Source organism: Bacillus sp. NPDC094064 (assembly GCF_050279585.1).
Lineage (GTDB): Bacteria > Bacillota > Bacilli > Bacillales > Bacillaceae_G > Bacillus_A.
Genome location: NZ_JBNNUI010000008.1, coordinates 68,242 through 92,943, shown reverse-complemented (window position 1 = coordinate 92,943; position 24,702 = coordinate 68,242). Strand labels below are relative to the sequence as shown.

Here is a 24,702-nt window from a genome sequence, read left to right as displayed (position 1 = left end):
TAGTCATGAAGAAAATGATATTTATTATTTTATGTAGTAGTTTTTTTCTCTTTACATTTTATCGCATTATAGATACACCCCACATATTAAATTTCTTATTTCCTGGATATGAGGAGGAAATTAAAGAAGCATAAATGTTAAAAATTTCACATTGGGAAATTTCAGATGCCTGCGGGCATCTTTTTTCATTTTATCGTTTTCAGCCAGAATCAATAATCTCCTGTATATTAAAAGAAATATTTTGTCTAGAACAAAACACACCCTAATTTTTTTAAGATTTTACATTATATGCAATAATGCATATAGTATAGAGTAAATCCGGGAAATTATATATAATTATATTAGATTTCAAGGAAAGGAGATGAAAAGTATGCTTACAAATCTATTAAACTTAGTATCAGGCTTATTAGGTACTCTTATTGGCTAAGTAAAAAAAGTTCTGCCCCAGAACATTTTTTTACATCTGAACAGATTGATTTTATAAATCAATCTGTTCTTTCTAAATTTAAGTATATTTTAATTAACAATAACTCCTCTAAAATATTGACTTTAATTTTCTTCCCCATGATATTTTAAAGATTACAATGAAAAGAACATCAAATGAAATCATAAAAAAGTAGCCAAGGTATATACCATGTCTCAAAACTATTCCATTGACAAGATAAAAAAGAAATTAGAAGTAACAGCCCCAATGAACAAAATTTTTAATCCATATTTCATCATTTAATATATAAATATTATACAATAAATCATCCATTACTTAACGGATTTTACGATCTTACTTGAATGTGGTTTTTCGGTTAGTCGTTGCTTTTGATGGCTAACGAATTTGTCCTAAGACAGCTGAACTAACTTCCTTGTTCCAAAAGTGTTGCTATGTATACCTATAATAATAAGCGTATGGCTTCCTTTTTGACGTTAATTGATGCGTCTATTAATGCCCTTACTTATATGTCCACTAAAGGGCATGATTTAGTTTTTCAATATTCGACAGTACTTGAACATATTAAAAAAGCATCACAAAAAGCCGATTTAAATAAATTTAAGTTCTTAGAACCTAACTTGAATGCAGCTAAAGACAGTTAGAAAATATTAAGAACAGATGCTTTCACATTAAATGAAGGGATAAAAAAATTAAAAGTGGAAACTGTTTCTCCACAAAAATAGGAGAATATCGGCATAGCCATTAAATTGAAATTATGTAGAATTTTCAACAAAAATAGCCACCTTTTTATGGAGTATCCATGAAAGGTTGGCTATTTTTATGTCTTCAATGCGTCTTACAAGAGTTCTGGGGTTTTTGCACCAGAATCATATTTAAGTATTATTTGAGAGGGAAATAGATGTTTTTTAAATCGAAATATTTGACTTGATAAAATATAAAATACTATTGTGCCAGTAATATAAAGTTAGGAAATAAAATGAAAACAGACGATAATTAAGAAATTTGAAAACGTTTTCTCAACATCTGAAAATTCCGAATACAACAAAAGAGATTGAAGTTATGAAAGTTAATTGTTAATATATTCCTTGTATTACCAATATATTGAAAAAGGAGGACTTTACATGAAATTGAAAATGAAAATTAAAAAGGCTACGCAACGAGATAATCAATGTGTTTGTTTATTATTATGCTAGTTTTGAATTGAAGAAGGTGTGTAAACACCTTCTTTTTCAATGGAATGGAGAGAAAGAATATGAAATTAAAAACGAGCCTGAACTTTAGAGGGTATCCTGATAAAAATGAAGTTGTTTATTATGATGGGGAAGAGCGAGTTATCGAAGTAGATGAGTTTGAGAAATTGTGGTCGTTATTAAAAATTTTAGAAAACCCTAAAGGTAATATCCTAGAAAACATATATGCTTGGAAGATTAAGAATAGAATGGAAGATCAAGAATTACAAAATATTATTGAATTTATAAATGAGAACCATCTTGTATATAAGCAACGATATGAAGAGGAGACGGAAGAACAGTTATTTAACTTTAGAAATTCGAACTATTTTAGTGTGCATGATCGTACTGTATATGCGGATACAATTGTTCAGAAGATGAAAAGTCTAAAAGTAGTTGTTATTGGAGCTGGCACGATTGGTGCTACGTTATGTATGACACTATCTAAAATTGGTGTTGGTGAAATTATTATTATCGATTTTGATACAGTGGAGAGTAAAAATATTAGAGCACAAACAGTATTTCAAACAGAGGATATTCATAAGAAAAAAATAGATGTAATTCAGGAAAAACTGAATAGAATGGATCCTTATGTAAAGACGCAAGGATTTGATATGAAAATAGAAACAATTCATGATTTACTACAAGTAGACTTGAGCGGGGTAAATTATATTTTTGGAAGTTTTGATGAAGCCTCATTACAGCTGCATAAAGATATAATGGATTACTGTGATAAAGAAAACATGAAGTATTTTTTAATGGGATATCATAATGATTTTGTAAAAGTACTGAATGTAAGTAATTACAATGATGGTAATGTAATACTTGAAAATAGCTTTAACAATTATCATACAGATAACGTAATTTGCGAAAATAGGGGGACAATCATTCAAAGTTTGGCTGTTTCACTTATTATTACCCGTATCTTATTTGAAGATATAACAAATGAAAAACATCATTTAAAAGATGGATATAGTTTTGATTTTATAAATTTCCAAACTACAACCAATAACACATTTAAGCCTCAATATGAAACATTTATACAATCACTACAATCAATAATCCCACTCGAACCAGATAAATTAAGAAGGCAGATAAAAGAAATTTCTAATGTTTATTATGCAGCAGGACGAAACCTACCAAAGGTAATGGAACTTGAAATACTATCTATGCACCAAGCTTTTGATATTTTAATTCATATGGATCAACTGTCTCATTTACAACTGGAAGAGGCGTATAATGAATTTCTTACATTCATAAACGATATAGAGGAATTAGATGGGGATGAAGAAGAATACGAGCGGTACTTACAGATGATTCGCAGCATTCGAATTCCTTATGATGGTGAGATATATTCTATATTTGAAGTCTTTGAAATAATGCGTAGTTTGAAAAATTCTGGCCAGAAGGAAGAGCTTCAAAAAGATATTTACGATATTTTGAAAAACAAAGGAAATAAAATTCTTCAGTTTTTCATAAAGAGTAAGAAAAGATACTTAGCTATGGAAAGTTCAAATTATTATATGGAAGTATTTGGCGTGAAGGAGGAAACGTTATTTACGTTGGAAGAGAAATTACAGCAGAAATTTCATGATCTTATAATGAAAAGTTTATCACTTATATTTTCAAATTCATCCGGGGAAGTTCAAGCAAATTTCTTAACATATAATGAAGAACAAAGAACAACAGTACCAATTCATGAGGCGAAAGAAATAATAGTAACAAGTTTGAAGAAACATGGACAAGATCGATGGACAAACTATATTGAACGGATGTTTCAAGACAATCTCATACAAATATATAATGAGGTGGAAGTAAATAAAACTTATTATTTTCCAAGTATAAAAGAAAGTAGAATTTTATGTAATTATCATGACGATGTAGATAGTTTATTTATATTGTGTCATGAATTAGGGCATGCATATTTTAATAAAAGTTATGATGAATCATTTTTTGACGATAGCACACAGTTATTAAATGAGGTGATGGCATATTATTTTGAGATTACATGTGTCCAAGCGATTTTACGGAATGATGATGTAGGAGGAGATATAAGGAAAGAAATCGCAAGACAGTATGTGAAAAGAATTCATCAAGTTGTATTATCTACATATAGCGTCCATTTATTTGAAAAAAGTTTAATAAAACATGTACAGGAGTATGGAGAAATCTCAATAAAAGAGTTTTTGAAAATACGAGAAGAGTATAATAAGCATCCTTTTTTTGAAGGTATAAGATTTCAAAATGAAACATACTCCTATTTCAATCCTCTTTTGAAGGCTTCCTTTATCTTTGAATTTGGTGATCACGTTTTACCACCAATTGCATACTTACTTTCAGTTAGATTATGTCGTGAAGAAAACTCAACTATCCCAAAAGATATTCAAATACAAGAAGCGTTATTTAATGGGATATATCGTACAGAAGATTTTTTGAATTATATGTCAAAAGAGCTATCATACGGGGAATTTATGGAGCAAGCTATGGATGAATTATTACAACAATTATATAGACTTCAGTCTGTTATGTTAGAAGAGGGAGTGTGTTCAGACTAAAAATAGAGAGTACATGCGATACTCGCTGTAATCATTAATGTATTCAAATTTGTATCAATTTTAATGTTTTTTAGAATGATATTAAACCATATTTTATTAAATGTTTATATTACGTTATATAACTTATAATAAAAACCAACACATAACAAAATGTTTTTAGAAATGTTGTTATGTGTTGGCTTTTTGTTGTTATGTGTTGGTTTTTTGATGTGAAGAAATATGTAATTTTACATTTTACAAATAAAGGGAATGTATAGCTGAAGTGCTTTTAAATTATATTAAAAACATTTAATAACAAAAAATTAATATAAATAAATGGGAATCACTATATTTTAGGTTTAATTACACTGATATAATTACTTCACTTAATGAAATAATTAATAGTATTTAATTTTTTTAAATATAATATTTTTTTATGTAAACAAAAAAATATCTGAATTTTCGAATCTTTATGACGGAATTTTACTGTTTACTTATGAAAAACAGAGTGTTTAAATGAGGGGGAAGTAAGGTCCTTACATTCTATAAGAAGTAAATAATAAATAGAATTTATCACTCTATCCGAAAAAATTCTCCTGACTCACTTGTGTGCAAGGAGTGATCCTAGCGCTAGGTCGTTCAAGTTGTATGAATAAAATTGTAAAAAGACAATAGTGAAGAGGTGTACTGAATGAAAAATAAAATACTTACAGGTTTTTTAATAACATCCATTGTTAGTGGGGCGAATATTCCTATAAATACTCTCGCAACGCCAATCGTCCAGGCAGAAACACAACAGGAAAATATGGATATTTCCTCATCCTTACGAAAATTAGGTGCACAATCTAAATTAATCCAAACATATATAGATAAAGCTTTAATGAGTCCTAATGTACAGCTAGAGGAAGTTCCATCTTTAAATACGAACCAATCCCTGATCAAACAAGATATGAACGAATGGTCATCAGAACTTTATCCCAAATTAATTCTATTAAATTCAAAAAGTAAAGGATTTGTAACCCAATTCAATAGCTATTATCCAACATTAAAACAGTTTGTAGACAATAAAGAAGATAAAGAAGGGTTCTTGGATAGACTTGAAGTTCTTCAAGATAAAGCTACGATAAACCAAGAAAGTTTACAACGTCAGATTAATGAATTAACAGATCTTAAATTACAGATTGATAAAAAGCTTAAATATCTCGATACAGACGTGACAAAAGCACAGGGTGTACTAAGTTCAGAGGGAACGGGGAAAATAGACCAGCTAAAAAATGAATTGCTAAATACTCAAAAATCAATTCAAAGTGATTTACAACAAATAGCACTGTTACCAGGAGCTTTAAATGAACAAGGATTTAAGATATTCCAAGAAATTTATAGTCTTTCAAAAGATATCATTGAACCGGCTGCTCAAACAGCGGTGGCAGCGTATAACAAAGGAAAAGAAATTAACAGCTCTATTTTAGAAGCAGAGAAAAAAGCAGAGAAAGAAGCGAAAGAAAAAGGAAAATCTGCTCTAGAGATTGAAGCTGCGAAAAAAGAAGCCCGTGAAGCAATTGAGAAAAGCAAACAAGCTGAAATAGCTGCAGCTGCAATTACAAAGACAAAAGAGTATGACCTTACGAAGGTTATTGACTCTGAAAAAATTAAAAAAACTTATAGTGCCTTCGCTGAAGTAAATAAACTAACAACAGAGCAACGAGCACATTTAGATGATTTAGAGAAACAAAACCAAAAATTTTATGATTTAACAAAGAGCCTAACAGTAGCAGATTTACAAAAGTCTATGCTTCTTATTATGCAAAATGATTTACATACATTTGCAAATCAAGTAGATGTAGAACTTGACCTATTAAATCGCTATAAAGAAGATATGAATCTAATTAAAAATAATATTACAAAATTGTCTACTAATGTTGATACAAGTGATCAGCAATCTCAAAAAGATACATTAAGACAATTAAAAAATGCAACAAGTTACCTTGAAGAACAAGTTAATAAGTTTTAAAATTACGAATTTTTAAAAACAATATAAAGAGTATAAGAATCTATCAAAAACTGAGAAGGAGAAGGTTTATGAAAAAACTTCCATTAAAAGTGTTGACTGTAGCCACTCTAGCAACAGTTATTACTGCCACTAACGGTAACACTATTCATGTACTTGCACAGGAACAAACCGCTCAAGAGCAAAAAGTAGGGAATTATGAGTTAGGGCCTGAAGGGCTGAAGAAAGCATTGGCTGAAACAGGATCTCATATTCTTGTAATGGATTTATACGCAAAAACGATGATTAAACAACCGAATGTAAATTTATCCAATATTGATTTAGGTCCAGAAGGTGGAGAATTAATTAAAAATATTCACCTTAATCAGGAACTGTCTCGAATCAATGCGAATTATTGGTTAGATACAGCAAAGCCGAAGATTCAAAAAACAGCACGTAATATTGTAAATTATGATGAACAATTTAAAAATTATTACGATACATTAGTAGATACTGTACAAAAGAAAGATAAGGCAGGTCTAAAAGAGGGCATAAATGATTTAATTACTACAATTGATACAAATTCAAAAGAAGTTACAGAAGTAATTAAGATGCTAGAAGCCTTCAAAACAAAACTGTACACAAATACTACAGATTTTAAAAATAATGTTGGTGGTCCAGATGGGAAAGGTGGCTTAACCGCAATATTAGCGGGAAAACAAGCACTGATTCCACAACTTCAGGCTGAAATTGAGAAACTAAGTGCTACTCAGAAAGAACATTTTGACAATGTATTAGCATGGTCAATTGGTGGTGGATTGGGAGCAGCAATTTTAGTTATTGCAGCTATTGGAGGAGCGGTAGTAATTGTTGTGACTGGCGGTACAGCAACACCGGTTGTTGTCGGTGGCCTTACGGCTCTCGGTGCAGCTGGTATCGGTTTAGGAACAGCAGCTGGTGTCACAGCGTCTAATCATATGAACTCTTATAACGAAATTTCTAACAAAATCGGACAATTAAGTATGAAAGCCGATCTTGCTAACCAAGCAGTTATTTCGCTTACTAGCACAAAAGATACTTTGACATATCTATATCAGACAGTGGATCAAGCGATAATGTCTCTAACAAATATTCAAAAACAATGGAATACAATGGGAGCCAATTATAAAGATTTATATGATAATATCGACCAAATGCAAGAACATAAACTTTCTTTAATACCTGATGATTTAAAGGCTGCTAAACAAAGTTGGAATGATATTCATAAAGATGCAGAGTTCATTTCGAAAGACATCGCTTTTAAACAAGAATAGAACTAAAAACCAAAGTCTATATAGGAGGAATATGAAATGATCAAAAAAATCCCTTACAAACTACTCGCGGTATCGACGTTTTTAACTTTGACAACAACTTCTGTAGTCTCACCAGTAGCAGCTTTTGCAAGTGGAATTGAACAAACCAACAATGGAGATATGTCTCTTTCAGCAAATGAAGTAAAGATGAAAGAAACCTTGAAAAAGGCTGGGTTATTTGCAAAATCTATGAATGCCTATTCTTATATGTTAATTAAAAATCCAGATGTTAACTTTGAAGGAATTACTATTAATGGATATGTGGATTTACCTGGTAGAATTGTACAAGATCAAAAGAATGCAAGAGCACATGCTGTTACATGGGATACGCAAGTGAAAAGACAGCTTTTAGATACGTTGACTGGCATTGTCGAATACGATACAAAATTTGATAACTATTATGAAACAATAGTAGAGGCGATTGATACAGGGGATGGAGATACTTTAAAAGAAGGGATTACAGATTTACGAAGTGAAATTCAACAAAACCAAAAGTATGCACAACAATTAATAGTAGAATTAACTAAATTAAGAGACTCTATTGGACAAGATGTTAGAGCATTTGGAAGTAATAAAGATCTCTTGGATTCGATTTTAAGAAACCAAGGTGCAGATATTGAGGCCGATCAAAAGCGTCTAGATGAAGTTTTAGGATCAGTAAACTATTATAAACAATTAGAATCTGATGGGTTTAATGTAATGAAGGGTGCCATTTTGGGCCTACCGATAATCGGCGGTATCATAGTAGGTGTAGCAAGAGATAATTTAGGTCAGTTAGAGCCTTTATTAGCAGAATTACGTCAGACAGTAGATTATAAAGTAACATTAAATCGTGTTGTTAAAGTTGCGTATAAGAATATTAGTGAGATGCATTCGGCGCTTGACGATGCTATAAATGAACTTACTTATATGTCCACGCAATGGCATGATTTAGATTCTCAATATTCGGGAGTACTGGGGCATATTGAAAATGCAGCTCAAAAAGCGGATCAAAATAAATTTAAATTCTTAAAACCTAACTTGAATGCAGCTAAAGACAGTTGGAAAACATTACGAACAGATGCTGTCACATTAAAAGAAGGGATAAAAGAATTAAAAGTGGAACCTGTTACCCTGCAAAAATAGGGGAATATTAATACTATTGTAAAGTGACCCAAAGCATAGAGAGTCTATGATTACACTGTTAAACAGTAATCCAACAATTAATAAATCCTTATATACCAGAAAGGCGGAGTCTTATTAAAGACTTCGCCTTTCACATACATAAGTTTCATCCAAATAGCCGTGCCGTTTTACTTGTTTTTTTTAACTTTGCAATAGAACCGATTAATTGGGGCAGATTATAAAGATTTGCTTGATAATATCGATTCTATGTAACAACATAAATCCTCTTTAATACTTGATGATTTAAAGGCTGTTAAAGAAAGTTAGAATGATACTCATTAAAGATGTAGAACTCATTTCGAAAGACATCGTTTTTAAAGAAGGATAGAACTTAAAATCAAAACCTATATCGGAGGAATATGAAATGATGAAAAAAATTCCTTACAAAATACTCGCTGTATCAACGTTTTTAACTATGACAACTACTTATGCAGGCACACCAGTAACAGCTTTTGCAAGTGAAATAGAACAAACTAACAATGGAGATATGTCTCTTTCAGCAAATGAAGAACAGATGAAAAGATCTTTGCAAGATGCTGCTTTATTTTTGAAATCTATGAATGAATATTCTTATTTGTTAATCAATAATCCTGATGTGAGTTTTGAAGGAATTACTATTAATGGCTATGAAGATTTACCTAGTAAAATTGTACAAGATCAAAAGAATGCAAGAGCACATGCAGTTACATGGAATACGCAAGTAAAAAAACAGCTTTTAGATACATTGACAGGCATTATTGAATATGATAAAAAATTTGAAAATCATTATGAAACATTAGTAGAGGCGATCAATACTGGGAATGGAGATACTTTAAAAAAAGGGATTACAGATTTGCGGGGGGAAATTCAACAAAATCAAAAGTCTGCAAAAGCATTAATAGAAGAATTAACTAATTTAAATGGAAATATTGGACAAGATGTTAGAGCATTTGGAAGTAATAAAGATCTCTTGCAGTCTATTTTAAAAAGCCAAGGAGCTGCGGTGGAGGATGATCAAAAGCGACTAGAGGATCTTTTAGGGGAAGTAAACTATCAAAAAGATATAGAATCTAAGGGATTGGACATGGTGAAAATCCCCTTTCTTCCTACATTGATTGCTGGTGGTATAATGATAGGTGATGCAAGAGGTAAATTAGGCTGGCTAGAGCCGGAATTAGCAAAATTACGTCAGAATGTAGATTACAAAATAACATTAAATCGTGTGGTTGGAGTTGCGTTTCATAATATTAGTGATATGCATAGTGCGATTGATAATGCTATTACTGCTCTTACTTATATGTCCACGCAATGGGATGATTTAGACTCTCAATATACGGGCGTACTGGGACATATTGATAAAGCTGATCAAAAAGCTGATCAAAATAGATATAAATTCTTAATCCCTAACTTGAATGCAGCGAAAGACAGTTGGAAAACATTAAGAACAGATGTTGTCACATTACAAGAAGGGATAAAAATTGCAGAGAAAAAAGAACAGGATTTTATAAATCAGCTTCGTCCATCAAACGTTTTCTACTTTTATAAAAAAATTCATAACGCATATACATTTGAAATAAAGACTGGAATAAATGCACCGAATGCGTCTTATAAAGTTATGAATTTAACTAAAAACACTGTTCATGATATGTGGAGTGGAGGACCAAATACAAATATGTGGGCTGACTGGCTTTCATTCAATCCAAAAGATGAATTTGCTGTGGTAGCAGCTGTAGATGGGAAAGAATATGTTGTATATAAAGACAAAATAGAAAATATAATGAACTAAACCCGAAAAGTTAGACAGAAAAATTATGCAGCAATTGGAGATGATACACTAAACTAGGTACTAAGTTAAGTGGAAAAGCTGATTCAGAGAATTCTGGTGCAAAGGTAAAATAAAAGAGAATATAGCGCATATATTTCGAGCCGAATTGTATTTTATGCTGTTAGCTCAAACAACTGATGGATGAATTCTTTCTGATTCTGAACAGACTGATCTCGTAAATCAATCTGTTCTTTTTTCATCATATGCATGGCTTCTACTCCAGAAAGAATGGATGTAGCTGTGTCAAAGCATTTGAACCCTAGCATAGAACGGATTCGTTTCTTTATAAAGCGATAATCTTGTTCTACTATGTTATTCAAGTACTTTTGTTGTCTAAGTCGCATACCGTTAGGTATGTTTTTTTCTTTTTTCAACTGTTCAATTGCTATAGGATAAGCTGGATTCTTGTCGACCGTTATAACACAAGGCTTTGAAACATGAGAAGACTGCAAAGCTTTCTTGAAAAAGCGCTTTGCAGCCTTCTGATCTCTTGTTTTGCTTAGGAAAAAATCGATTGTGCGTCATTTCGAAACAACAGCACGATACAAGTACATCCATTGATTTTTTACTTTGATATATGTTTCATCGACTCTCCAAGTGTCATTTGTTTGTTTGAGATAAAGTCGGATCCGTTTATCCAATTCAGGACCATACTGATGAGCCAACGCATAATCGTTGTATGAGAAATAGATAAACTCCGTTCCTCCATCATTTCCACTAAATCACGAAAACTAAGATTGTATCGTAGGTACCATCTTACCGTTAATAAGATAATATCAGGCTGATAGTGTTTCTATTTGAACAAATTATTCTTTTCCATACCAATCACACATCTTTTTAGAGTAATAGTATCAGTATGTCCAAGTTTTATAGATTTTTTGCACCAGAACCCCAAATCTTGAGGTAGGGGTCTTACCACCCACGAATAGCGGGATAAAATCATGACAAAAATCCGATAATAAAAAAGAGGTGATTTTGATGAGAAAATGGAATGAACAGGCAGCACCGAATAATAATTTGCCATCCAGCACAATTCGGTCATCTGAACGCCTGTTAGGAAAGAAAGCAGACCATGAATTTTCAGAGGAACTTTCCGATGGTGGAGAAAGAGATAAAAACATTCAAATACTCAAAAATAGTTCTAAATAGAAAAAACTGATGCAGCGGTGGCGATGAAAAAATCGCCATCATTTTTTTCTTTGTACACCATATTCTCTCGAAAATACGTTTCAAAATTATATGCCCAAATCAAAAAGATTATTGTATAGTTTAAATATTAGTTCGCCTAAGAAGAACTATGCAGCAGTTAGTGATGTTCCTCAATCACTTTCGAGAAAAAGATATTAAATTTGTTTCATTACTTATTATAAGGGGGGATTAGACATGGCACAACAAAGCCTGAAGCGTGAGCTGCAACCACGCCACATTAGACTTATGGCGATAGGCGGGATGATTGGGACAGGAATTTTCAAAGGAAGTGCAGATACGATTTCAGCTGCAGGACCTGGTATCGTTTTTTCTTATTTATTTGCAGGGTTTCTCCTTCTCATTGTTATGAGCGCAATAGCGGAAATGGCTATTGCTTATCCTGGTTTAAATATTCAAGGGATGATTCAAAAAGCTTTCGGTTCTCGTTTCGCCTTTGTTGTTGGTTGGCTCTACTGGATTGATTGGATTTTAGTTATTATTGTTGAAGTTTTGGCAGGGGGTAGCTTTTTACAATACTGGATTCCATCCGCTCCCTTATGGCTGCTTAGTTTAGCATGTACGGTGCTTCTTCTATTTATCAACTTGATTAGCGTCAAACTTTACGGTGAAATAGAGTTTTGGCTTGCAAGTGTCAAAATTATTACTCTGGTTTTATTTATTTTGCTGGGTTTTGCTTTATTATTTGGCTTCATTCCAAATCATGAAGCAGCATATTTCACAAACTATACAAGCCACGGCGGATTCTTTCCAAAAGGATGGGGAAGTATTTTCACAGCACTCTTAATAGTTGTCTTTTCTTTTGGAGGCTCAGAATTAATCGGATTAACTGTAACAGAAACGAAAAACGTGGAACAGACGCTTCCTAAAGTAGTAAAAGGGGTCATGTTCCGAGTAGTTTTATTTTACACATTACCTATTCTCATCATCACTGGACTTATCCCTTGGGACGAAGTAGGAAAGCAAGGCAGTCCTTTCGTACAGGTTTTCTCTGCAACCGGATTACAAGGTGTAGCACATATTATGAACTTCATCTTATTGACCGCTGTGCTGTCGGCTGCTAATTCAGGAATGTATGCTACTTCTCGCATTTTGTACTCTCTGGCACAAAATAACGAGGCTCCGGCTTTATTCTCGCGTCTTACTAAGCGCGGTGTTCCTGTCTGGGGAGTTCTTGTCAGTTGCACTGGTTTATTAATTGGATCTTTTCTCGCGTTCCTTACACCAGAGCATGTCTTTGGCTATTTGATGTCTATCCCGGGCTTTACTGTTTTGCTCATTTGGACTAGCATTTGCCTGGCACAATTTAAGTTGCGTAAACAGTATTCTAAAATGCCGTATTTTCGCGTGTGGTTATTTCCTTACAGTACCTTGTTTGCTGCAGCTGCCTTGGCAATTATTTTTATTTTCTTCTTGTTCAATGCAGGCAATATAATTAACTCTATTGTATGCGCAAGTATTCTTATCCTTTTATCCGTCCTATCCATTTTGTTTGGTAGAAAGGAATCAAAATAAAAATCTTCACCTAAAAAGGGGTGCTGCCGCATGCCCATCAAGCTAAGATTTTCAGAAACCTCCCATAACAGAAATTTTACCTTTTCACAGTTATTCATAAGAGTTCGGCTCATTTTTTCTTTTTGGGGGCCTTTATTTTTCTTAAGTTGATGGGCATGTGGCAGTACCCCATAATAAAGTTGTTTAAATCTTGTTCAACTAAAACACCCGTTAGTTCAATAAGAAAACATTATCTATGATTATTAAAGTGGCCCACCTTCAAAACCAATAGGCCATCCATTGTCTTTAAATTTTACTTTATACTGAAACTCAAAGTGCCCATCATAAATAAAAGCTAAACTAAACCCTGAAAATATATAATCGTCAAAATTAACCATCTTTCCAAAACATATTGTGGATAGATAGTAGGTCTTCATTTCTTGATTAGGGAAGAATTTCTGTAAATATTTTAATGCACAACTTATATGTAGATGGAGTTCATCGAATATTTTTTCTGCCATTTCGATAATCTCCACATCTGGATTTTCATTATTCCCTTGAATAATAATACCCACATCTTCCCATTCTCCGATATTAATACTATAAAACCACCGTTCTTGAATGAGATACTTCTCATTTTCGTATACAGGGGGATTAACTAGGTTTAATTTTTTCACCTCATCTTTAGTTAACGGTTTATCAAGAATAAGCTTTTTATGCAAAATTTCTTTGATATTAGAGACAATATATTTAGATTTGTTTAATTCTAAAGATTCCATTTCCCACCTCATAAATTATAAAATAAAGTAAACTCCCCCATAATTATATCATCATCTTTATTAAACTATCCTGCACTGTTAGTTCAATAAGAATTAACCAACTCTATTATTTTTCAAAGGACTTTATTGTAAATTAAACAACTTTATAATCTCTTAACGTTTGCTTTACTATTCCTTCATGTAGGCACATTTACCAATGAAAAATTGAACAACAAAAATGGATTCGAGATATCACATTTTTTCTTGCCCTGTCAGTAGTAATTTTAGTATCACTTTGGATAGGTTACTTTTAAAACCTTACTTCCGAGAACGATAATTATGTAAATGAGCTGTCCAAATAGGCAGCCTATTGTATTTTTGCTTAGCGTGGGGGGGTTCCAAAATGCTAGCGATACCCCATGCCCATCAACCTAACAAAACAAATTGCCCCAAAAACGAAATTTCTATGTTTAATTAAGCTCTTTTGTTTTAAAGACTGAACATTATTTTCAGTTCCAGTGCAAAAAATCTATAAGACTTAGACATGATGAAAGAAAAGCCTTGCTAATATCTACATGTTCTTGAGTATTTAGCCAGAAGCCAATGTGATAAACTATAGAAGATATTACAAGCAGGGGGAACGCTTTGAAAATGTAGATTTACAACATTAAGCTGTTTATAGCGTTAAAAATGGAGAAATCAACAACGGTAAGGATTATAAGAAAATCACAAGCCCTATTTGATACAAAATTAGTTAAATAACAGTAGAGATTGACACTCCCACAACAGATCATATAGGTTCGTGGGCTACGGTACTGTGACCATACCGTACAGATTGTTGGTTCCCAAATGTTTTTACGTCTTTTGCATGACTATGAATAAAGAATACCATGTTTTGCTACGCAAAAACGATACTTGCATCCCATGTCTAAAGACGGACTAAAGTCCTGCGCGGGCTTTCCCGTATCGTAAATTCTGTAATATTATTGATGCAAGACTTTCTACCTTAACGTTGCTGATCCGCAAAATCCTGGTGCTACCCCACGTAGAAGTTAGGAGAATTAATATATATGTCAAAAAAAATTTTAATAGTGGATGATGAAAAAGAAATTGTAGAGTTGATTGAACTCTACTTATCACAAAGAAAATTCCACATACTAAAAGCATATGATGGTGAACAAGCATTACAAATTCTTCAAAATGACAACGTTGATTTACTAATTGTTGATATTATGATGCCAAAGATAAATGGTTACAATTTAGTAAAGGAAATTCGAAAAGAAAAAACCCTTCCAATTATTATGATTTCTGCCAAAAATGAAGGCTATGATAAAATACTCGGTCTTGATCTAGGAGCAGATGACTATATTATAAAGCCTTTCGATCCACTTGAACTTGTGGCGAGAGTTCAAGCACAATTGCGAAGACAGCATCATTTCAACGTTCCAAGCAAACAACAAACAGCGATTCAACAAGGAGACTTGCTTTTAAACATAGAAAGTTGCCTTCTCAAAAAAAATGGCCAAGACATCTCTTTGACTTCAACAGAGTATAAACTATTGGAACTATTTATGACCAATCCAAATCGAGTATTTACGAAGCGACAATTATTCGAAAAAATTTGGGAAGATGCTTATTTTGGAGATGATAATACAATTATGGTTCATATAAGCAAATTAAGAGACAAAATTGAAGATAATAATAAAAACCCAAAGTATTTACAAACAATTCGTGGTTTAGGATATATTTTTAAGGTACAAGTATGAAAAGGAAAAAGAAAAAAAGAAGAAGCCTTCTCTCTATTTTTATACTGAATTATATTGCTACTATAATTATTACATTCATTTCTATCTTTATTTTTCTTAGTTATATGTTTACAGGCTTGTTATCAGAACTTCCTGCTGAATCCCCTAAATCACCTCTTTTCACAAAAAATATTGTAGAAAGAGATGGTTGGATCGAAATTATTAGAGATGGGCACATGATATATACAGTTGGGAAAAAGGAGGATTCTGGTGATTTACCGCAATATTCAAATGATTTTACTGGTTTAAAGTTCGCTATCGGCCCTTTTATAGGTGAAGATGGTCATTCATATCAATGTATTGTAAAATTTCCAGAGAAACATGGGGAGTGGGGACTAATTACTCGCATCTGGCCAGCTTTACTACTTGCTATAACTTTCTTCCTTATTGCAAATGGTATAGTTATCTTCCTTTCTATTCGTAAGCTTTCCAAGCCACTAAAAGAAATTAAGCAGGGTATAAAAGGAATGACTGAAGAAAATAAAACCGTTCAACTTGATTTTCGTACCTATCGAGAAATTGAGGAAATAAAGGATGCATTTAATTATATGGTCATTGAATTAGGACAAGCCAATGAGGAAAAACGAAAAAGTGAAGAGAGCAAAAAGAAGATGTTGCGAGACATTTCACATGATATAAAAACACCGATGACCTCTATTATGGGTTACTCTAAAACATTAGTAGAGCAAACCATAGAGCAAGAGAAACAAAAACTTTATTTAAACTACATCTATCATAAATCATCACAACTAAACAAACTTATTGAAAATTTATTTTATTTAACAAAACTAGATACATCATATGAACTACAACTAAAAAAAGAAAATTTTACCGAACTCATGAAAGAAACTATTGTAATATACTACGGGGAAATAGAAGAAAAAGATTTTGAGTTAGATTTACTTATACCAGATGAACCGATTTACTTGAATATAGATGCAAGACAGATGCAACGAGCTATTGGAAACATTATTGCTAACGCTTTAAAATATAATCCTGTTCAAACAATTCTCTCGATCATTTTAAGAAAAGAAAACGAAATGATTATTATTCAAATTACTGATAATGGAGTAGGGATGAATGAAGATGTAACAAACGGAATCTTTCATGAGTTTGTTCGAGGTGATGCAGCTCGTAGTAATGACGGAGGTAGCGGATTAGGATTGGCGATTTCTAAACGTATTATTGAATTACACAATGGACATATTACTGTAAAAAGTAAATTGAATGAAGGTACAACATTCACCATTTTATTACCTATCCCATACGATTATTCAAATCACAGATAACTACAATTAAAGAATAAAAAGGTATTTGTTTAAGTAAACAAATACCTTTTTTGTCCCAAATCTAAGAAGGATCTACTTTATTTAATAGGCGGAAAGGGGTTCTCTTTTGAAGTATATTCATCGGACAACGGTTCACCTTTAAAAAATAGATTACCATCTTCAACCAGAATTTTACTACCTAGTTTACTATTCCAAACACCATGATCCGCTCCGGATACAGTTACAAACTTTGTATTATTGAAAAACTCTTTATATTTGTAATGTATTTGCCATGGGACAACTCCAAATTCCGGATGAATAACTAATACTGGTGGTGTATTCTTGCTTCTTAGTTCCTTCGTGAAATCAGGGGATTCCGATAAAGACTTTGTGATTAATAGGTTCGAAGTGGAATAAAGACGGTTCTCAAGTTTTCCATCTGTCGGTTTATAACCAGAACCTAAGGAAATAAGCAGTGAGACGAAGTAATCATATTCACTGTTATCCCCATAAGGAATGTCATTTTTCTCTAATTTTTGCATCAGCCCCACACCATAAAACATACGTGCCATTTCTCGAAGGGAGGAATAGTCTGTAAGCAATTGGAATGGGTCTACTTTTACATCTTTCTTATCCTTACGAGTAGGTTCAACAGTCTTTGCAAACTTACTATCCTGATCTTCATTTGGATAATTTACTTGCATTGAATAAATTGGGGCAGTATCAACAGCCAAATAAGCATGTACTTTCTCTGTATATTTCTCAATAAACCTTGTTGCTACGTTTCCACCATATGAATGGGCAATCAAATTTACTTGTGATATGTTGTAGTGTTTTAAAATAGCATTCACATTCTCTACTTCATCAGCAATTGTAAAACTACTGTTACTCTTTGGCATTGGAGAAGAGCCAGTTCCAATTGGATCAAAAGTATATACGACATATCCTAGCTTCATATAACCATCCAAGTAATTTTTCACCTTATTGCTTGGACTACCACCTGGACCACCATTTATAAATAATATAGGTGCTAAATTGTTTGGCTTATCTGGCCTGTGAATATAAACTGCAATTTTATCACCATCATGATTCTTGATATATTCAGGCTTTATTCCGTACGGCTTTACAGAAGAATGTGTACTCTCGAACGTATTTGATGGGATCCAAAAAACGGATACCATGGCTATAGCAATTAATGAAGTTAATACGATTGCATAAACTGGTTTCCGTCCACGACCAAGTCTAAATATTTTTCTTCTTAAAACGTTAGAATAGTAGGATGATACAAATGTTAGTGTAACGGTAATCAACACACTCGAATAAACTTCCAATGGATAAACGAGTAAACCAAAACTAACTATTGCCAACAGTACGATTATAGTTGTAAAGAAAAATCCAACAACGAAATTCAAAAGCTCTTTTAATAGTTTCACTATACTACCTCCAAAATAACTTTCACATAGTATGGCCTCAAATGATGGTGAGGAAAGGGATGCTGTTGCATACAGAAGCGGTCTATTTCAAATTTTAAACATCACCATCTTTTTCTCCTAGTTCAAACCAGATGGATGAGTATATCCATTCATTATCATTAAGGCCCTCTTTTTCCTATTCTTTAACTTCTTTACTAACAAGCTCAATCATATTTTCTTGTGGTTCAAGTAAATGAGCGTGACTCACATCTGTAGATAGATCAATAGTAACTTGCTTTATCATCGTAGCCCCCAGTTTACTTGTTTAATTTTTTTCTTCCATCCTAGTTACCAGAATAGATAATCTAGTTTTACAAGTTGAACATTCATATATCATCAGAACTGTTTGGTCACATTCGAGAATCGCATATTCTTGATCACCAAGCTGTTTAAAACTACAGCCAAATAAGCCCTGATAAAATCCCTCTGATTTTCTCTATATTATTAGTTTCAATTCGAAAACTTTAAACTATATTAAATAATGATATATTTAATCCCCTCTTTTCATTTTTAAATAGACTCTCAATAAACGTTGTTTTGTACATGTACATAGTAACTCTGCAATCTTTCATTAAAATAAAGAAAACCTTAAATTAACCTTAAGATGGTCATGTTATAACTTACTGGTTCTGTTGCAAAGTTTTCTATGCGAAATTAAAATGTAAGAAAAATGATTTTTGTAGCATGTTGCATGAGATATTTTAAAGGAATACAGTTCAAGAAAGATGTTATTTGGGTAGTCATCGGCTATTATTGCCGTTTTTCTTTAAGTTATCGTAATGTACCTGAAATACTGAAAGAATGTGAAGTTTCCGTTCATCCAACAACAAACTGTATTTTTTGCTTAGCGTGGGGGGGGTTCCAAAATGCTGGAGATACCCCATGCCCATCAACTTAAGAATTTTATAATGCCCCCAAAATAAAAAAATTGCCCATTTTCGCCTGAAGATGTCAATTTTCTCGTTTTGGGGTATTTGTTTGTCTTAGCTTGATTGTGATGTGGTTCTAACCCGACTATAGATAATAAGAAGTTATGAGTTGGCGAGATGATACTAGCATACTTACCAATCTTGCTAAACAATCAAAATAAATATGAGTATGCATGTATAATTTCTAATGGTAAATTAGTTAGCTACACATATAAAAAATTAGATTTTACTTTGTTAACCGTATGAAAATCTACTTTTAAATAAATAAAAACCTGAGTATTAAGTGGGTATAATTCTGTCAATCTACACCACTCACAAAAAACAGATCAAATATCATTTTGAATTGGATCTGTTTTTTATTAATAGAAGATATCTTCTGTTAACAAAAGATAAATAACTTGAAAATTTTAATTCTTTTTACAAATAACTCACAAAATTAACATATTTTAGATTTATTGTTATATATGTTGATTATTTTATATGGATAGTTTTTTTATAATTATTACATGACAGGAGGTTTTTAAATGGATATGGATACTTACTATTGGGAAATGGTAAAAAAGAACATTGGTGTCTATTCAAAAGCAGAACAAGAATGTCTTAGGGATAAAAGAGTAATTATCTTTGGATTAGGGGGAGTAGGAGGTTATGAAGCCATCCTTTTTTCTAGAATGGGGGTTGGACATATTACAGGAATCGATCCAGATGAATTTGAAATATCTAATATAAACAGACAAATGTTAGCGCTTTCTAGTGTGGTAGGAAAACCAAAAGCAAAAGTTGCTGAACAAGTTGTAAAAGATATTTATCCTTATATCTCAACAAACTTTATACAAACAAAAGTAGATGAAGACAACGTGGTGGAATTAATGAAGGGTCATGATATTGTGGTAGAAGCAGTGGATGATATGCCTTCTAGAGTCATTATACATAGAACAGCTAGAGAATTAGGGATACCAAGTGTAGGTATGTCAGGGAGTCCTCCTACAAGAGGATTTGTTTCTACATTCTTTCCAACTGGGATTCCATATGAAGAGGCGTTGAATGTTTCTGTTGTAGGATCCATATTAACAGATTCAAAGTTAAGGCAGCAAATTGCTGATATTAAGAAAAAAAGAGCATGGTATTCGGTTGATAAAGGAGCGCCTGAAGAGTGGGCGAAAGATTTTTGTGAGGGAAAAGTAGGCTGGATTATTACTCCTATGCGAGCACATCTTTTATCGTTATTTAGCTTTCATGAAGCGATACAAGTTTTAACTGGTCGTGAACCTTTGGCTAGAGCACCAAAGGGCATTGTTATAGATGTAGATAGTCTCACACCTGTCCAGATAAAAGACGCACCAGAAAACGGTTGGGATTATGCAACATTATAAGGGGGAAGCAAAATTGTTAACTGAAAATTTAAATACACAAAATATATATGAAGAAAGCTTTACACGAAATATTGGTGTAATTTCAATAGAAGAACAGAAAAAATTAAAGAATGCTCGTGTTACTGTAGTTGGTGCTGGGGGAGTAGGGGGGATTACGCTTATCCAGTTGGCACGAATGGGGATAGGGAATCTTCATGTGATTGATCAAGATGTTTTTGAAGCGAGTAATATTAATCGACAAATGCTTAGTTCTATAAGTAAGTTAGGAAAGCCAAAGGCACTTGTGGCTCTAGAAACCTTAAAAGACATTAATCCCCTACTACAGGTGAAAATAACACAAGAGTTTGTTACAGAAGATAACGCAAAAGATCTGTTAGCAAATACAGATCTTATTATAGATGCAACTGATAATTTGGTAGCAAGGGTTATTATTCACCGTATGGCTCAAACTTTAGAGATTCCTTCTATTTGGATTGCTGTTACACCACCCTTTAGAGGTGGAGTCATGTCATTAACCCCTGAATCTGTACCTTATGAAATTGCGTTAGGATATCCATCTTATCAGCAAGAACTAACGCTTGAGATGCAAAACAAAATTCATGGTTTAAAAGATGGACGTGCTCTGAATTCTATTAAACATGGTGCAGATGAACAGTGGGCGAATAGCTATATAAATAAAGAGCGACCATGGGCTGTACTATCTCCTGTTGCAAACATTATAGGGATTCTAGCAAGCTTTGAAGCATTTAAGTTCATTGTAAATCGAGAAGATTTACAACCTATTATTAGTCCAAACCTTATACAGATTAACCTCTCACATCCAAATATGGTACAGGTATGTGAACCTGAAAACGGCAGTTGGGATTATACAACTTTATAGAAGAGGTAAAATATATGGTTTCTTTTCTATTGTTAGGAATTATTTTTATACTTGCTTTGATTGTTAAAGATTATGCACTGGCTATTGCAGCAAGCTTATTAGGTGTGTTATTTGCTATGGGACAAAAAGCTATCTTGCATGCTATTCAGCAATATGCTTTTCCAATTGGCATTTTCTTTCTCATGTTATTTCTTTTAGTTCCCATTACATCAGGGAAGATTTCGAGTGATAACATAATGAAGTTAATTACTTCTCCAATTGGGTGGGGATCGATTTTAGCGGGGTTTATAGTGTCGTTTATAGGAGGAAAAGGAGTAGGGGTACTACCGATGAATCCAACTATATTATTGGGTGTTTTAATAGGTACTTTGATGGCTGTATTGTTTACAAAGGGATTACCAGCGGGGTTAATTATTGCAGCTGGAATAATAGCCATCATTTCTATGAAATGAAAGGGATTTTAAAAATGAAAAAGAATTGGAAATCTATAAGTTTAATGGGTATTTTTTTCGTTCTTTTACTGTCTAGCTGTTCAAATCATCAAGAAGTTTCAAAGGGGACAAAAACTTCTAAAATAATAAAAGAAGAATATAAAATTCCACTAGAAGACGAAACATTATTTTTACTTCATAAAAGTGTAAATACAAAAAAACAATATACATCAGACGAAATCATTTTGTTTTTAGAACCATTCAGTGTTCCTACTGCAGCAGCTTTTGATGTATCAAAATATTCATGGATGGATGAGTATGCAAAAAAAGGATATGATACGTGGGCAATGGATTTTAGAGGGTTTGGGCAATCTTCAAGGCCAAAAGAAATGTCAGAAGCGCCTAACTTAAATAAACCAGTCGTTCATTTAGATGATGCAACAAAAGATTTAGAAACGGTTGTGAATTGGATTAAAAATAAAAGGAATGTAAAAAAAATTCATCTTGTTGGCTGGTCATACGGGGGAGTGGTAGCTGGAAATTATGCAATATCACATTTTGATGATGTTAATACACTTGTTTTATATGGGTACATGCATGGGTTTACGCTTCCAATGATGACAGAGCCCTTTGACAATCCGTTACAGCAGGGGGAATTCAATCCTCATGCACCCTCTTATCAAACTGTAGACTTTGATAAAGGAATGCATCACTGGCATATGATGATGGGCGAGAAAAAAATTGTCACAAATGAAGCTATGGATTCTGTAAAAGATGTATTTCTTCACTCAGATCCAATTAGCGAGAAAAATAATGGCATCATTCGTCGACCGATGGGGCCTCTAGAAGATTTATATTCTATTTGGAATAACCGTCCTTTATATGATGCATCTCAGATTACTTCTCCTGTGCTGGTTATTTATGGAGAAGATGATTTATTTGCCGATAGAGATATGCTATCGAAATTAACTGGGACTAAGCAAAAAAAGGAAGTTGTGATTCCTAATGCAACACACTGGGCAGTATATGAAAAAAATCATGATGTTCTATTTAAAGAAGTATTGAATTTTATAGAAATGAAAGAAGGAAAAAAGGGATGAACAGAGATATAACAATCTTAGATGCTACTTTACGAGAAGGGGAACAACAATGTGGTGTTCGTTTTTCAAAGAAAGATAAAATTACGCTGGTTCATATGCTTGAGGATTTTGGAATCCGGTTAATTGAAGTTGGACATCCTGGAATTTCTCGTGAAGAAGAAGCGGTTTGCCGAGAAGTTGCGGCTGCTGCAGAACAAGCTGATATTTTAATGCACGCTCGAGCGAGAAAAGAAGAAGTTCATGCTGCATATCGAGCAGGAGCTGATTGGGTAGGGATTTGGGCATCTATTAATCCGATTTCTTTACAAACCAAGTATACAAATCGATCAAAAGATTATGTGATGAATCAAGTGAAACAAGCGATTGAAGAAGCTCGTTACTTAGGCATGAAAATCCGATTCACAATTGAAGATGCTTCCAGAACTACTTGGGAAGATATTTCTTACCTTGGAAAAATTGCATATCAAGCGGGAGCAGATCGAATTAGTTTAGCTGATACGGTGGGAATTTGGGAACCTAATGAGTGTGCAACCATAGTCAAGAAAGCGGTTGAAACATTCCCTTGTGAAATTGAAGTACACCTACATAATGATTTAGGACTAGCACTAGCGAATGCTCTTGCAGCTATTAATGCTGGGGCTTCTGTCATTGATGCAACTTTATGCGGGATTGGTGAACGGGCTGGGATTGTTGATTTACTAAATTTATCTGTTCTGTTATCACAAAAATATAATCAACACTTTCAATTAAAAATGATTCCAGAATTAACACAATCTCTTCAATTGGCTACAGGTTGTAAAGTCGATCATTGGAGACCTATTATTGGAAAAAATATTTTTACACATACAGCACCTTATCACGTAAAAGCTGTGAATCATAATGTTTTAGCATATGAAGGAGTTCAACCTGAAATGATAGGAAGAGTGAGGAAGATACAACAAAAACGGGTAGAACGAAAAGGCCCTCGTCTTTCAAAGAATTTACGCGTCAGTAAACCATTTGTAAAAGGGGCATCTGAACTTTTGTATCATAGGGATGGGCCAGGAGAACGATGGGTGCAGATGGATTATAGAATAGATGAGCGTGCTTCATTCTATGTAATACAACGTATATTCTGTAATCAGCATATGGACGAAAACTTGGAAGGTCATGTGGATTATCATGCACATCATTGTGATAGTGCTTTTATATTTTGGGGTAATAACATAGATGGTACAGGGCTTATATGTAAAGTGGAAATCGAGGGAGACGTGCAAACCATTGAGAGCCCTGCATCTGTTTTTATTCCATCAGGTTTCAAACATAAATACAAGTACCTTTCAGGTGTAGGTACATACACAAACATTGTACTAGCCCCTAATTACAATTCAAGCTTGTTGGGATAGCACCACACATCCATCAACTTAAAAATTTTGACTATTCTTGAAATTAAAAGCGCGTTACTATTTTCTTATATTAATGAGAAAGGGTG

17 protein-coding genes and 4 pseudogenes are annotated in these 24,702 nt (G+C 33.1%); 18 read left to right on the top strand and 3 right to left on the bottom strand.

The window, feature by feature from the left end; translation table 11 throughout:
* Positions 1 to 5 precede the first annotated feature (5 nt).
* From ACQKNI_RS18685 to ACQKNI_RS18655, 7 genes and pseudogenes are all read left to right on the top strand, one after another.
* Positions 6 to 134, top strand: coding sequence for a hypothetical protein (locus ACQKNI_RS18685; protein WP_000738191.1), 129 nt, complete (start codon positions 6 to 8; stop codon positions 132 to 134).
* A gap of 787 nt (positions 135 to 921) precedes the next feature.
* Positions 922 to 1,167: pseudogene (locus ACQKNI_RS18680) on the top strand (hemolysin); the annotation flags it as partial.
* A gap of 530 nt (positions 1,168 to 1,697) precedes the next feature.
* The gene (locus ACQKNI_RS18675) at positions 1,698 to 4,229 is read left to right on the top strand and encodes a ThiF family adenylyltransferase (RefSeq protein WP_427282601.1); all 2,532 of its coding nucleotides are present in this window, start codon (positions 1,698 to 1,700) and stop codon (positions 4,227 to 4,229) included.
* A gap of 670 nt (positions 4,230 to 4,899) precedes the next feature.
* On the top strand, positions 4,900 to 6,219 hold the full coding sequence (locus ACQKNI_RS18670) for an HBL/NHE enterotoxin family protein (RefSeq protein WP_427282600.1): 1,320 nt from the start codon (positions 4,900 to 4,902) through the stop codon (positions 6,217 to 6,219).
* 68 nt (positions 6,220 to 6,287) lie between these two features.
* A complete protein-coding gene (locus ACQKNI_RS18665) occupies positions 6,288 to 7,508 on the top strand; it encodes an HBL/NHE enterotoxin family protein (protein WP_427282599.1) in 1,221 nt (406 codons plus the stop codon).
* Positions 7,509 to 7,544: 36 nt separating this feature from the next.
* The gene (gene hblB, locus ACQKNI_RS18660) at positions 7,545 to 8,672 is read left to right on the top strand and encodes a hemolytic enterotoxin HBL binding subunit HblB (RefSeq protein ID WP_098882607.1); all 1,128 of its coding nucleotides are present in this window, start codon (positions 7,545 to 7,547) and stop codon (positions 8,670 to 8,672) included.
* A gap of 403 nt (positions 8,673 to 9,075) precedes the next feature.
* A complete protein-coding gene (locus tag ACQKNI_RS18655) occupies positions 9,076 to 10,476 on the top strand; it encodes an HBL/NHE enterotoxin family protein (protein ID WP_427282598.1) in 1,401 nt (466 codons plus the stop codon).
* Between the two features lie 152 nt (positions 10,477 to 10,628).
* On the opposite strand, the pseudogene ACQKNI_RS18650 reads toward ACQKNI_RS18655, so the two are convergent.
* Positions 10,629 to 11,290 (bottom strand): annotated as a pseudogene (locus ACQKNI_RS18650) (IS6 family transposase).
* A 203-nt stretch (positions 11,291 to 11,493) separates the two neighbouring features.
* Between ACQKNI_RS18650 and ACQKNI_RS18645 the strand changes: the two are divergent.
* Together ACQKNI_RS18645 and ACQKNI_RS18640 are read left to right on the top strand one after the other, a co-directional pair.
* Complete coding sequence (locus ACQKNI_RS18645) at positions 11,494 to 11,664, top strand: hypothetical protein (RefSeq protein ID WP_176549296.1); 171 nt, start codon at positions 11,494 to 11,496, stop codon at positions 11,662 to 11,664.
* Positions 11,665 to 11,898: 234 nt separating this feature from the next.
* A complete protein-coding gene (locus ACQKNI_RS18640; RefSeq protein ID WP_098882605.1) occupies positions 11,899 to 13,236 on the top strand; it encodes an amino acid permease in 1,338 nt (445 codons plus the stop codon).
* A gap of 242 nt (positions 13,237 to 13,478) precedes the next feature.
* Here ACQKNI_RS18640 and ACQKNI_RS18635 read toward each other — a convergent pair whose 3' ends face one another.
* Entirely contained in the window at positions 13,479 to 13,994 is a 516-nt protein-coding gene (locus ACQKNI_RS18635; protein WP_427282597.1) for a hypothetical protein, read from the bottom strand.
* Between the two features lie 132 nt (positions 13,995 to 14,126).
* Here ACQKNI_RS18635 and ACQKNI_RS18630 point away from each other — a divergent pair.
* The 3 genes and pseudogenes from ACQKNI_RS18630 to ACQKNI_RS18620 all read left to right on the top strand — a co-directional run bounded on the left by ACQKNI_RS18630 (position 14,127) and on the right by ACQKNI_RS18620 (position 17,067).
* Positions 14,127 to 14,287: pseudogene (locus ACQKNI_RS18630) on the top strand (DUF3963 domain-containing protein).
* Positions 14,288 to 15,043: 756 nt separating this feature from the next.
* Complete coding sequence (locus ACQKNI_RS18625; protein WP_427282596.1) at positions 15,044 to 15,739, top strand: response regulator transcription factor; 696 nt, start codon at positions 15,044 to 15,046, stop codon at positions 15,737 to 15,739.
* On the top strand, positions 15,736 to 17,067 hold the full coding sequence (locus ACQKNI_RS18620; RefSeq protein WP_427282595.1) for an ATP-binding protein: 1,332 nt from the start codon (positions 15,736 to 15,738) through the stop codon (positions 17,065 to 17,067). The genes ACQKNI_RS18625 and ACQKNI_RS18620 overlap by 4 nt, the downstream gene beginning before the upstream one ends.
* A gap of 77 nt (positions 17,068 to 17,144) precedes the next feature.
* Here ACQKNI_RS18620 and ACQKNI_RS18615 read toward each other — a convergent pair whose 3' ends face one another.
* Entirely contained in the window at positions 17,145 to 18,479 is a 1,335-nt protein-coding gene (locus ACQKNI_RS18615; RefSeq protein ID WP_427282594.1) for an alpha/beta fold hydrolase, read from the bottom strand.
* Between the two features lie 730 nt (positions 18,480 to 19,209).
* Between ACQKNI_RS18615 and ACQKNI_RS18610 the strand changes: the two are divergent.
* From ACQKNI_RS18610 to ACQKNI_RS18585, 6 genes and pseudogenes are all read left to right on the top strand, one after another.
* A pseudogene (locus ACQKNI_RS18610) lies at positions 19,210 to 19,347 on the top strand (IS6 family transposase); the annotation flags it as partial.
* Between the two features lie 624 nt (positions 19,348 to 19,971).
* Positions 19,972 to 20,820: a HesA/MoeB/ThiF family protein gene (locus tag ACQKNI_RS18605; RefSeq protein WP_098252194.1), complete on the top strand. Its 849-nt coding sequence runs from the start codon at positions 19,972 to 19,974 to the stop codon at positions 20,818 to 20,820.
* Positions 20,821 to 20,833: 13 nt separating this feature from the next.
* The gene (locus tag ACQKNI_RS18600) at positions 20,834 to 21,700 is read left to right on the top strand and encodes a HesA/MoeB/ThiF family protein (RefSeq protein ID WP_427282593.1); all 867 of its coding nucleotides are present in this window, start codon (positions 20,834 to 20,836) and stop codon (positions 21,698 to 21,700) included.
* 14 nt (positions 21,701 to 21,714) lie between these two features.
* On the top strand, positions 21,715 to 22,152 hold the full coding sequence (locus tag ACQKNI_RS18595; RefSeq protein WP_098882594.1) for a DUF441 family protein: 438 nt from the start codon (positions 21,715 to 21,717) through the stop codon (positions 22,150 to 22,152).
* Between the two features lie 14 nt (positions 22,153 to 22,166).
* Positions 22,167 to 23,231 (top strand): alpha/beta hydrolase, encoded by a 1,065-nt coding sequence (locus tag ACQKNI_RS18590; protein ID WP_098252191.1) that lies wholly within the window; start codon positions 22,167 to 22,169, stop codon positions 23,229 to 23,231.
* On the top strand, positions 23,228 to 24,616 hold the full coding sequence (locus ACQKNI_RS18585; RefSeq protein ID WP_427282592.1) for a homocitrate synthase/isopropylmalate synthase family protein: 1,389 nt from the start codon (positions 23,228 to 23,230) through the stop codon (positions 24,614 to 24,616). Before ACQKNI_RS18590 ends, ACQKNI_RS18585 begins: the two co-directional genes overlap by 4 nt.
* Positions 24,617 to 24,702: the final 86 nt, after the last annotated feature.